We start from the raw sequence: 11,158 nt of genomic DNA on the forward strand, positions 1-11,158 counted from the left end.
TCAAGGGCTATCCTCCACTCTGCGGCGATGCGGTCTCGGACCTAATGGCGAAAGCGCGGCGGCGGCGTCGGCATCGGATACCAGAGTTAGCGTGCTCAGAGGCAGACATTCAGGACGGCTGCTCCGGGTTGGAAGCAGACGTAGGTTCAGCCTGAGGGCTGTTCCTTGCGGAAGGTAAGATGATCCCAGGTGACGCCGGGCCGCCCGAGGAGGGCATTATCCCCCTCCAGGCGTTGAACGCAGACCATCCCACTTTCTGACGCCAACGAGATTGTTTCCTCTGCCGTCACCTCGAACATGCGTCGCCCTACCGGAACTGGCCCGTGCCGCAACGACAACATCATCGATCCTCCGGGATGGATTAGGGCGCAGACCCGCGGCATGGCTCGACGTCGCTGCCCCTCATCGAGGTGCATCCAGACCGCCGTTAGCATCACGACGTGATAACGCTCGTTCCGCTGGGAGATGTGCTCCAGATCCGGGAGCCCATCATCGATCCACTCGATGTCGCTCGACGGGTGGAGCTTCATCGCGTGGTTCCGAAGCTCGGCAGTCGGCTCGACGGCCGTGACACGATAGCCCAATGCAGCGAAACCAGCAGCATCCCGGCCGGTGCCAGCCCCGATGTCTAGTAAGTTCGCGGGGGGGCTCGGGAAGCACTGCAACGATCCACCATGAACGTCCTCGAAGCTTATACTCTCATATTGGATAACAAGATTATCGGCTTCTTCGGCATAGCCTTGCGTCCCGCTCACCGCAACGTCGTTCATCAGCTTGCCTCGGTCAGATGCGTCTCTTGGGCAGGGAATGTGTTTCTTTGCAATGGGTCATGAGCCGACACGGAGGCGATGTCCGCTTGCATCTATTGCTGCCCGAAAGCAGACCTGCGGAAATCCACCCAACCCAGCCGATAGGGCGCACCCTTAAGCGGTTCGTTATGGACGGTTATGCGCGGTAGGGTCCCCTCGGATGGCGGGATCTGAGATATCGAACCAGCTCAAGCGCGGCGCGATTTTGGCATACTCAAAGAGTACCGACGTTCTCGGTTGCTTGCGCCCCTCTACATCGTCCGAGATCACCCGATGTCGATTTCGGAGCACCATCCGCCTCATCCATGTCGGACGGCTCGAAGGCAGCCGCCAGTGCCTCCCGGAGACAGCCGATTGGCCCGGCCAGCCGTCCTGCCGGCGGCCGATGGGCGATCCAGGCCCGGACCCGCGGCTCGAAGTCTCGCACAGGCACGATCCGGAGTTGAGCACGCGCGGGGCTGCCCTCGATGGCCGCGCGGGTCGCCAGGCTGATCCCGACGCCGCGCGCGACGAGGGAGAGGCGCAGATCCGAACTCAGCGCTTCGACCCCGATGTGGAAGGGCAGGCGCTCCTGTTCGAAGCGGCGTCGCAGAACGCTGCGGAACCCACAGCCGTCCTGATTGATCAGCCAGGGATAGCGCGCGAGGTCCTGCAAGGTCGCGGGCGACGGCAGCTGCAGGTCCCGGGGTGCCACGACCAGCAGGGGCTGGAGATCGAGTGCAGCCCCTTCGAGATCGTCGGGCGCATCGAGACCCGCTGGCAGGCAGTAGGCCGCCACGTCGATCTCGCCCCGACGAAGCTGCGCCACGAGCTGATCCGGCCATCCCGTCGTGACCCGCAGGGTAAGCTCGGGGAAGGCGCCGCGGAGCCGGTCGAGTGCCGGGGTCAGCGCGATCTCCGACACATAAGGGGTGACTCCGACCCGCAATTCCCCGCGCACGACCCCGTCCGGCGCGAGGGCAGCCCTGAGATCCTCGAACGCCCGCAGCATGCGTCGTCCGTGTTCGTAGGCCTCCCGACCGGCCGGCGTCGGCTTGAGGGGTTTCGACTGCCGGTCGAGGAGCGTCGTGCGGAGCAGGGCCTCCAGCGCCTGGACGCGTCGGCTCACACCGGGCTGCGTCAGATGAAGGCGTCCGGATGCGGCAACGATCGAGCCGGTTTCCACCACGGCCAAGAAGGCTTCGAGATCGCGTATGTTCATGCGATGTCCGCATATTTATGCTGATGACAACTGATTTGAGTCATATCATGAAGTGCGCATAAAGTCGCTGCCCGACATGCGGCTTCGTTGATTCATGCTTCCCGCCACCCATCCCGCTCCGGCGCCGGCCCCCTACTGGCCGCTCTGGGCCGCCTGTTTTCTCGGCTACGCCGCGATCGGCATGACGATCCAGGTCATGCCGGCCTACGCGCATGAGCGCCTGGGAGCAGGCGCCGTCACGGCCGGCATGGCGGTCACGGTCGGCTCGCTCGCCACCATGATCGCCCGACCCGTGGCCGGCCGGCTCGCCGACCAGCATGGCGGACGCGGTGTCGTCATGGCCGGCGCGATCCTCGGCCTAGCCGGCGGCCTCGGGCACCTGCTCGCCACCACGCTGCCGGCTCTCGTGCTCGCCCGTCTCGTCCTCGGCGCCGGCGAAGGCGCCCTGTTCACCGCCTCGATCGGCTGGGTCCTGGATCAAGCGGACCCGATGCGCCGGGGGGAGATCGCCGGTCATTTCGGGCTCTCGATGTGGACCGGACTGGCTGCCGGTCCGGTGCTCGGGGCCGCCCTCCTCACGATCGGCACCTATCGCTCCGTCTGGATCGCCGCGAGCCTGTTCCCGGCATTGGCGTTCGCCCTGATCGCGCGAACGCCGCCGATGAAGGCACGGCCGGTTGCCGATCCGGGCATCCGCCGCGCCCTCCTGCCGCGCGCGGCGTGGCGGCCGGGCGCGGCGAACGTCTTCGCCAGCGTCGGGTACGGCGTCGTGGCCGCGTTCCTCGTCCCGCGCTTCGCGGCCCTGCATCTCGCGGGGCAGGATTTCGCCCTTGCCGCATTCGGCATCGCCTTCATGACCACCCGCTTTCTCGGCAGCCCGGCGGTCGATCATTTCGGGGCTCGGCGCGTACTCGTGGTCGCCTTCTGCGTCGAAGCGGCGGGGCTGGCGGGGCTGGCTCTCGCGCGCACGGCGGCGCCGGCCTTCGCCTGCACGGCGCTGACGGGTGCCGGCCTCGCCATGCTGTACCCGTGCCTCGCGAGCCTCGTGACGCAGGCCGCCCACCCGCGCGAGCGCGGCGCGGCGCTGGGAGCCGTGACGTCCGCCTGGGACCTCGGCCTCGCCGTTGGCGGCCCGCTCGGCGGCGTCATCGCCGGCACGTCGGAGGCGGCCCCCTTCGCGTTCGGTGCGGGCGCGGCGCTGCTGGCCACCCTGCCACTCCTGTCGAGATCCAGGCGCCCGCGCGTTGCGTCTCGCGCGTGACGCAACTCCGGCAGCCGCACTCGCAGCATCGATCTCGAAGCTTCCAGGACGCGATGCCCCGGCAGCTTTATCGTTTCCCGTCCCACCCCCTGGTCATCCGTCATGCCTCACCCCCTGACCCCCGAGATCGCCGCCCGCTTTGCCGCCGTCACCCTCGGGCACGTCACCCGCGAGTATCCCAACAAGCCGGACCACGTGCTGGCGGGACCCGAGGACGCCCGCACGCCGTCCTTCCTCCATCCGGTCTTCTACGGCAGCTACGACTGGCACTCGTGCGTCCATGGGTACTGGCTCCTGGCGCACGTGCTCCGACGCTTCCCCGACGGTACGCAGGCGCAGGCCATTCGCGCCCTGTTCGATCGGCAACTCGTGCCCGAGAAGATCGCCAGGGAGTGCGCCTATCTCGCCGCTCCGACCGCGCGCGGGTTCAAGCGCCCCTACGGCTGGGCCTGGCTCCTGAAGCTCGCCGACGCGCTCGCCCATCTGCCGGACGCCCGGTGGTCCCGCGCGCTCGCGCCCCTCGCCGGGATCATCGCGCAGCGGTTCCGGGACTTCCTGCCGATCGCGCCCTATCCGGTTCGGGTGGGCACCCACTTCAACACGGCCTTCGGTCTGCGGATGGCCGCCGACTACGCGGAGGGTGCAGGCGACGCGGCCCTGACCGCGCTCCTGATCGCGACGGCCGAGACATGGTACCGCGATGATGTCGATTGCCCGGCCTGGGGCGAGCCGGGCGGCGACGACTTCCAGTCCTCCGCTCTGATCGAGGCTGAGTGCATGCGGCGCCTCCTGCAGCGGGAGCGCTTCCTGCTCTGGTTCGACCGGTTCCTGCCGCACCTCGCGCTCCGCCGCCCCGCGACGCTGTTCGCGCCCGCCCGCGCGACCGATCGCAGCGACGGCAAGATTGCGCACCTCGACGGCCTGAACCTGAGCCGGGCGTGGTGCTTCCGGGCCCTGGCCCGTGGACTGCCGCCGGAGGATCCCCGCCGCGCCGTCATGCTGGACGCGGCCGAAAGCCATCTCGACGTCAGTCTGCCTCACCTGACCACGGACTACATGGGCGAGCATTGGCTTTCGAGCTTTGCCGTCCTCGCCATGGAAGCCTGATCATCGGCCTCGATACGCACGGTGGTGAGCGTCCGCATTGGAGCCGGCACCGCACGATCTCGAACGACGTAGAGCGGTATCGGAAGCTGGACCGCCGCCATAGGTGGGATGTCTCTTGCTGCAGCATTCGTCCTACACGCACTTTGGCTAACTGGTAGCTATCTGAAACATAGAGTTATTTGGTAGCTACCATTAGACCGATTGCTCTGTTCGAGCACTGCTGCATGATCGAGTATTTCACCTCGGACGAGCTTCGTTCCGGGACCTCGCTCGAACCTGAGCTGTCGGCCTTGCTCTGGCTCTGGAGCGCGTCGAGGCGCTGTCTGTGCGGTGCAGTTCGCAGCGCACCGATGTCGTCCTAACTCGACATTCTAGCGGTAGCTATCGGCGATCTGTGAAATAGCTAGTAGCTACTTGGTAGCATATGCTTGTTCCAGCAGCCGGCGCAGGTAGCGGTCGCCCATGCGTGAGATCCGGCCCAGGCGCTCCTTGCCGCCACTGCAGTTCTGCAGCGGTGTCAGGCCCAACGAGGCCGCGAACTGCCGACCGGAGCGGAAGCGTTCGGGCTTGCTCACCGAGGCGGCCAACGCGGTTGCCGAGACGATGCCGACACCCGGGATCGTCGCAAGCCGCTGCGACAGGTCGCTGTCCCGATGCCAGGCCAGCAACTCCTTCTCCAGTCGGGTGAGCTGGATCTGCAAGGCACCGATCTGATCGGCCAGCCCGGTCACCACGCGCTGGGCGAGCGGCGGCACCTCGGCCGCGTCTCCGGCCGAGAGCCGGGCCGCCAGTTCGAGCGCGTGCCGCAGGCCCCGCGCCATCTCGATCCCGAACTCGGCGAGCAGGCCGCGGATCATGTTCACCAGCTGCGTGCGTTGCTTGACCAGCAGGTCGCGCGTCCGGTGCAGCGCCAGCGCCGCCTGCTGCTCGGTCGACTTCACCGGCACGAAGCGCATGCTCGGGCGCGTGACCGCCTCACAGATGGCTGCGGGGTAGCGTCCTTGGACGAGGTGTAATTTCCGGGCCCGTTTGGGTGGGGATTGGGGTGGCCATCGGGGCCGGCGGCTAAGGTGGAGTTTGCGGACTTCAACCCGAGCCGAGGTAGCCCCGATGACCGACGACAGAGTGGCACTGATCGCGGCGCTGCAGAAGGCCGATGACGGCAACTTCCTGCGCTCGATCGCCGAGACGGTCCTGCAGATCCTGATTGAGGCCGACGTGGACGGGCCGACGTGGACGGGCTGATCGGGGCCGGGCGCTACGAGCGGTCGGGCGAGCGCAGCACCTACCGCAACGGCCATCGCGAGCGCAGCCTCGACACCCGGCTGGGCTCGCTCAACCTGAAGATCCCGAAGCTGCGCACCGGCAGCTATTTCCCCGGCTTCCTGGAGCCGCGGAAGACGGTCGAGAAGGCGCTGGTGGCGGTGATCCAGGAGGCGTGGATCGCCGGCGTCTCGACGCGCCGGGTGGACGATCTGGTCCAAGCCATGGGCCTGTCGGGCATCTCGAAGTCGTCGGTGTCGAAGCTGTGCAAGGACATCGACGAGCGCGTGAACGCCTTCCTGACGCGCCCGCTGTCGGGCGCATGGCCGTATCTCTGGCTCGACGCCACCTACCTGAAGGTGCGCGAGGGCGGGCGGATCGTCTCGGTCGCCGCCATAGTGGCGGTGGCGGTGGACACGGAGGGCCGGCGGGAGATCGTCGGCCTGCATATCGGCCCGTCCGAGGCCGAGGTGTTCTGGACCGATTTCCTGCGCAGCCTAGTCAAGCGCGGCCTCGCGGGCGTGCAACTCGTCGTCTCCGACGCCCACGAGGGCCTGAAGGCCGCCATCCGCCGCGTGTTGAAGGCGACGTGGCAAAGGTGCCGCGTTCACTGGACCCGGAACGCGCTGGCCTACGTGCCGCGGGCGCAGCAGACCATGGTTGCGGCCGGCCTGCGCCACGCCTTCCAGCAGCCGGATCGGGTCGCGGCCCGCGCCGCGCTCCAGCATCTGGCCGAGCAACTCCACAATCGCTGGCCGAAGCTGAAGGGCTTCATCGGAAGGGCTTCATCGAAAGCACGAGTGAGGATGTGCTCGCTTACCTCACCTTTCCGCTCCAGCATCGAACGAAGTTACATTCGACGAACCCGCTTGAACGCCTCAACAAGGAGATCAAGCGGCGCGCCGATGTCGTTGGTATCTTCCCGAATACGGACTCGATCCAGCGGCTGATCGGTGCGGTGCTGTTGGAGGCTGACGACGAGTGGCAGCTCCAGCATCGCTATATGCAGGTCGAGGGCATGGCCGGCCTCGCGCCGACGCCGAGCGACGAGACCATCACCCTTCCATCGCAGGCCGCCTGACCGATGGCCGCTCCGATTCCACCCCGAAAGTCCACCTCATTGACGGACGCGACCTGGCTGCTGGCTGGCGGCATCGTTCGCATCGGTCTTGCCGCGCTTGACGTACGGCTTCACGTAAGCCGGCGGCATCAGCCGCACGTCATGGCCGAGCTTTATGAGTTTCCGGGCCCAGTGATGCGCCGTGCCGCACGCCTCCATGCCGACCAGGCAGCGCGGCGGCTTGGCGAAGAACGGCACGACCTGCGCCCGCCTCAAGGCCTTACGAACGACGACGTGCCCAGCTGCATCGACGGCGTGAACCTGAAAGATGCTTTTGGCCAGATCGATGCCGACGGTGGTGATCTCCATGGGGATGGCTCCTGCATGAGCGTGGCTGCTGCTTTGACAGCAACCTCATCTTGGCATCGAGATGCCGTCAGTCGGAGCGGGAGCCATCCACCCCATCTGCTTTTCCGGCCGACAGTCTCTGGAGCTGGCTATCAGCTTTCGTCCAGATTCGGCCGTATTCATGGGCTCGGATGAACGACTGAATTGGGTTTAAATCAGCTAGCTCGGCTTTTTCTATTGAGCTGTGAAGCGGATGAAACAGCGATCAAGCAGTGCTCAAAAAAGTTCACGTGCTCGCGAAGTGCATAATCGTGACGATCTGAGGCGATACGTCTATAGATGCGTGAGCCCAAAGCTTTCTAGAATTGGTAGAAGCTCGTCCCGTGCGCGAAGCCGGTGGTCATGAATGTGGATTTGAGCCTCCGCTGGCTCTCCGCGCTGTATGGCTTTAATGACCGCTCGGTGTTCGGCTACCGACGACCCAAGTTCGCGGCGGAGCTTAAGCGTGAGCATGCGTGCGCGATGTGACTGGTCATTGATGGTCTGGACGATTCGGGTCATCCGTCCGTTTCTCGCTCGCTCCACGAGCGCCCGGTGGAAGCGGGCGTCGGCCTGGCCCCAGGCGGGCAGATCACTGTCCTTCCAAGCCCGCGCCATGGCCTCAGTTTCGCTGGCGAGTTCGGCGGCAACCGATCCGCGCTCGGCGTCGGGAAGCGACGCGAGCAACTCGGCCGCACGCCCTTCGACGGCGATGATGACGTCGTAAATCTCGCGCATGTCCTCGAGAGCGAGGGCACAGATCAAGACACCACGTCGGGACAGAACCCGGACCAGTCCATCTTCCTGGAGACGTATCACCGCTTCGTGCACTGGCGTGCGGCTCATGCCGAGACGAAGAGCAATCTCCTGCTCGGAGGCGTGGTAGCCGGGGGCAAAACTCGACTCCAGAATCGCCTTTTTGAGAGCCGCGTAGGCGGCATCGACCATTGAAGGCTGTCGTTCAGACCCCTCAGTTTACTCGTGCTTTCTGGCTGACGGGCCGCGGGCCATCTATCTCTCCTGAACAGTGTCATTCGTACCATCTTCCATGCAAGCTGCAATACGAGATTGACAGAAGGGTCGAATCAGGCGCTATTGATGCCGTCTTGCATGCAAGTTGACATACGCAGATCAACACATGTTCGGCTGCCGGAGGAAACGATCGATACGTCGCTTGAGAAAGCGACCATGCGCCGCGTGATGTGGCGACTGGTCCCCTTTGTCTGTCTTCTCTACTTCATTGCCTTCATCGACCGCGTGAACATCGGGTTCGCGGCACTCACGATGAACAAGGATCTCGGTTTTAGCTCCGCCGTATTCGGTTTCGGAGCTGGCATATTCTTCTTCGGATATTTTCTGTTCGAGGTGCCTTCGAACATTGTCCTCGACAAGGTCGGCGCTCGGATCTGGATCGCCCGCGTGATGATCACGTGGGGAATGATCTCCGGGGCCTTCGCCTTCGTCCAGGACGAGTATAGCTTCTACGCCCTGCGCTTCCTGCTCGGCGCGGCGGAGGCGGGATTCTTCCCCGGCATCATCCTCTACCTGACCTACTGGTTCCCCACCCGTTATCGGGCCGGCGTCGTCTCGCTGTTCATGGCCGCGGCACCGATCTCGGTTGTCATCGGATCGCCGCTCTCCAGCGCGCTCCTGGAGATGGAGGGCATCCTCGGCCTGCACGGCTGGCAGTGGATGTTCATCATCGAGGCGATCCCCGCCGTCATCCTCGGCGTCGTCGTCCTCTTCTACATGACCGACCGGCCCGAGAAGGCGAAGTGGCTGCCCGACGATCAGCGCGCGTGGCTGGTCGCCGAGATGAATGGTGAGCATGCCCGCAAGAAGGTCGCCGCCAAGCACGGTATCCTGGCCGGTATGGCCGACATCCGGGTGCTAGGGTCTGTCGTCGCCTGAACCATCTGGCATAGCACGCGTTTTGTGCCCTCGACGTGAGGAGGGACGATGCTGAGCGACGCGCAATGGGCTGTTCTGGAGCCGCTGGTTGAGGCGTGTCGGCCGAAGGCGAAGACACCGCCGCAAGACCTACGACGCACGCTCTCAGCAATCCTGTGGCGACATCAGAACGGCGCCAAGTGGCGTGCAATCCCGCACGAGATGGGGCCGTGGTGGCGTGCGGCGCAGATCTTCATCCGGTGGTCGCGCGCTGGGGTGTGGGAGCGTCTGCTTGCTCTCGTGCAGGAGCGCGGCGTTCAGCTGGGCATGGTGTTCCTCGACGGCACCAACATGCGTGCGCATCAGAAGGCCGCAGGTGCCGCCAAAAGGGGGGATCTGCAGCCGAGCGAGATGATCGTGAGGCTCTTGGCCGATCGCGTGGCGGGTATGGGTCCAAGGCCTGCGTGATCGCCGACGGCGCAGGCCGCGCGATCGCCTTCCGGATCGCACCGGGGCAGGCCCATGAACTGCCGCACGCGCTGCCCTTGCTCGAGCAACTGCCGAGCGTTCCGCGATGGGTCGTCGCGGATCGTGGCTACTCCAGTCACCGCTTCCGGCAACACGTCCGGGACGCCGGGGCAAAGCCCGCTATCCCGTCCAAGCGCAACGAGGCTCCTGCGCGCTGCCCGACTTGGATCTACACCAACCGCAACATCGTCGAACGGCTCTGGGCAAGGCTCAAGGAGTGGCGAGCCGTTGCAACGCGCTACGAGAAGACTGCCGCCAGCTTCAGCGGCGTCCTCTGCCTCGCTGCAGCCCTCGATCACCTCAGGTGACGACAGGCCCTAGCCCTAGCGCTGATCTACTTCGGGACCTCTGCTGGGCTCTACACGCTCGGCATCTGGGCCCCGCAGATCATCAAGAGCTTCGGCCTGTCCACCCTGGCGGTCGGCTTCCTCAACGGCGTGCCGCCGACGATCGCGATCATCGCGATGATCCTGTGGGCGCGGCACTCGGATAAGACCGGCGAGCGCAAGTGGCACGTCGTCATCGCCTGTCTCGTCGCGGCGGTCGGCCTAATGCTGGCCGGCGGCGCAGCCTCGGCGTTTGCCGTCGTCGCCGCGCTCACCCTCGTCAACGTCGGGATCAGTTCGGCCAAGCCGCCCCTGTGGGCCATGCCGACCATATTCCTTTCGGGTCAGGCGGCGGCGGTGGGCATCGCCACGATCAACTCCATCGGCAATCTCGGTGGCTTCGCCGGACCTTGGGCGATCGGCTGGCTCAAGGACCAGACCGGCGGCTTCACCGCCGGGCTCGCGTTCGTAGCCGGCCTGCTCGTCCTCTCGGCTGTCCTCACCCTGGTCGTCGCCCGCTCAGGGCGCCGATCCGAAGCCGCTGACGCCGTCGCGCACTGACGTTTCCCTGGTTCCCCAACTCCCAGCGTCCTCTTCAACACGGAGACCTGTCATGTCGAAGACCTACAAGATCGCCGCCATCCCCGCCGACGGCATCGGCGTCGAGGTGATCGCCGCCGGCATCGAGGCGCTCAATGCGCTGGCCGAGAAGACCGGCTCCTTCGCCTTCCGGTTCGACCATTTCGACTGGGGCTCGGACTACTACAAGAAGCACGGCGTGATGATGCCGGCCGACGGTCGCGAGCAGATCAAGGACCACGACGCGATCTTCTTCGGCGCAGTGGGTGCCCCCGACGTCCCGGATCACATCACCCTGTGGGGCCTGCGGCTCAACATCTGCCAGCCCTTCGACCAGTACGCCAACGTCCGCCCAACCCGCATCCTCCCGGGCATCACCAGCCCGCTGCGGCACGTCTCCGGTCCGGAGCTGAACTGGGTGATCGTGCGTGAGAACTCCGAGGGCGAGTATGCCGGCGTCGGCGGCAGGGTCCACCAGGGCCATCCCAACGAGGTCGCCACCGACGTGTCGATGATGACCCGCACGGGCGTCGACCGGATCATCCGCTACGCGTTCAAGTTGGCCCAGTCCCGCCCACGCAAGCTGCTCACGGTCGTCACCAAGTCCAACGCCCAGCGCCACGCCATGGTGATGTGGGACGAGATCGCCGCGGAGGTCGCCCAGGACTTCCCGGACGTGACCTGGGACAAGATGCTGGTCGATGCCATGACCATGCGCATGACGATGAAGCCCGAGACCCTGGACAC

General features: G+C 65.7%; 7 protein-coding genes and 5 pseudogenes. 7 read left to right on the forward strand and 5 right to left on the reverse strand.

Annotation, left to right across the window (positions count from 1 at the left end; translation table 11 throughout):
- Nucleotides 1-146: 146 nt before the first annotated feature.
- Together ABIC30_RS31190 and ABIC30_RS31195 are read right to left on the reverse strand one after the other, a co-directional pair.
- Complete coding sequence (locus ABIC30_RS31190; RefSeq protein WP_354456782.1) at nt 147-770, reverse strand: class I SAM-dependent methyltransferase; 624 nt, start codon at nt 768-770, stop codon at nt 147-149.
- 253 nt (nt 771-1,023) lie between these two features.
- Nucleotides 1,024-2,010 (reverse strand): LysR family transcriptional regulator, encoded by a 987-nt coding sequence (locus tag ABIC30_RS31195; protein WP_354456783.1) that lies wholly within the window; start codon nt 2,008-2,010, stop codon nt 1,024-1,026.
- Nucleotides 2,011-2,104: 94 nt separating this feature from the next.
- Here ABIC30_RS31195 and ABIC30_RS31200 point away from each other — a divergent pair, with 94 nt between their 5' ends.
- The gene (locus tag ABIC30_RS31200) at nt 2,105-3,271 is read left to right on the forward strand and encodes an MFS transporter (RefSeq protein ID WP_354456784.1); all 1,167 of its coding nucleotides are present in this window, start codon (nt 2,105-2,107) and stop codon (nt 3,269-3,271) included.
- Between the two features lie 102 nt (nt 3,272-3,373).
- Complete coding sequence (locus tag ABIC30_RS31205) at nt 3,374-4,378, forward strand: DUF2891 domain-containing protein (RefSeq protein WP_354456785.1); 1,005 nt, start codon at nt 3,374-3,376, stop codon at nt 4,376-4,378.
- 434 nt (nt 4,379-4,812) lie between these two features.
- Here the strand turns inward: ABIC30_RS31205 and ABIC30_RS31210 are convergent.
- A pseudogene (locus ABIC30_RS31210) lies at nt 4,813-5,364 on the reverse strand (IS110 family RNA-guided transposase); the annotation flags it as partial.
- 124 nt (nt 5,365-5,488) lie between these two features.
- Between ABIC30_RS31210 and ABIC30_RS31215 the strand changes: the two are divergent.
- Nucleotides 5,489-6,722, forward strand: a pseudogene (locus ABIC30_RS31215) (IS256 family transposase).
- 63 nt (nt 6,723-6,785) lie between these two features.
- Here the strand turns inward: ABIC30_RS31215 and ABIC30_RS31220 are convergent.
- Nucleotides 6,786-7,070: pseudogene (locus ABIC30_RS31220) on the reverse strand (IS110 family transposase); the annotation flags it as partial.
- A 312-nt stretch (nt 7,071-7,382) separates the two neighbouring features.
- Nucleotides 7,383-8,036 (reverse strand): GntR family transcriptional regulator, encoded by a 654-nt coding sequence (locus ABIC30_RS31225; RefSeq protein ID WP_354456786.1) that lies wholly within the window; start codon nt 8,034-8,036, stop codon nt 7,383-7,385.
- A gap of 213 nt (nt 8,037-8,249) precedes the next feature.
- Here ABIC30_RS31225 and ABIC30_RS31230 point away from each other — a divergent pair.
- The 4 genes and pseudogenes from ABIC30_RS31230 to ABIC30_RS31245 all read left to right on the forward strand — a co-directional run.
- Nucleotides 8,250-8,981: pseudogene (locus tag ABIC30_RS31230) on the forward strand (MFS transporter); the annotation flags it as partial.
- 66 nt (nt 8,982-9,047) lie between these two features.
- A protein-coding gene (locus tag ABIC30_RS31235) for an IS5 family transposase (protein ID WP_354456787.1) occupies nt 9,048-9,814 on the forward strand; the annotation gives its coding sequence in 2 pieces (ribosomal slippage) (nt 9,048-9,363 and nt 9,363-9,814; 768 coding nt in all).
- A gap of 3 nt (nt 9,815-9,817) precedes the next feature.
- Nucleotides 9,818-10,393 (forward strand): annotated as a pseudogene (locus tag ABIC30_RS31240) (MFS transporter); the annotation flags it as partial.
- Nucleotides 10,394-10,445: 52 nt separating this feature from the next.
- On the forward strand, nt 10,446-11,158 hold a 713-nt coding region (locus ABIC30_RS31245), incomplete at its 3' end, for an isocitrate/isopropylmalate family dehydrogenase (RefSeq protein ID WP_354456788.1).

Source organism: Methylobacterium sp. 1030 (genome assembly GCF_040544715.1).
Taxonomy (GTDB): Bacteria; Pseudomonadota; Alphaproteobacteria; order Rhizobiales; family Beijerinckiaceae; genus Methylobacterium.

Excerpts from the sequence above, each read along its gene's own strand:
- ABIC30_RS31190 (WP_354456782.1), bottom strand. The coding sequence starts at position 770 with ATGAACGACGTTGCGGTGAGCGGGACGCAAGGCTATGCCGAAGAAGCC.
- ABIC30_RS31195 (WP_354456783.1), bottom strand. The coding sequence starts at position 2,010 with ATGAACATACGCGATCTCGAAGCCTTCTTGGCCGTGGTGGAAACCGGC.
- ABIC30_RS31200 (WP_354456784.1), top strand. The coding sequence starts at position 2,105 with ATGCTTCCCGCCACCCATCCCGCTCCGGCGCCGGCCCCCTACTGGCCG.
- ABIC30_RS31205 (WP_354456785.1), top strand. The coding sequence starts at position 3,374 with ATGCCTCACCCCCTGACCCCCGAGATCGCCGCCCGCTTTGCCGCCGTC.
- ABIC30_RS31225 (WP_354456786.1), bottom strand. The coding sequence starts at position 8,036 with ATGGTCGATGCCGCCTACGCGGCTCTCAAAAAGGCGATTCTGGAGTCG.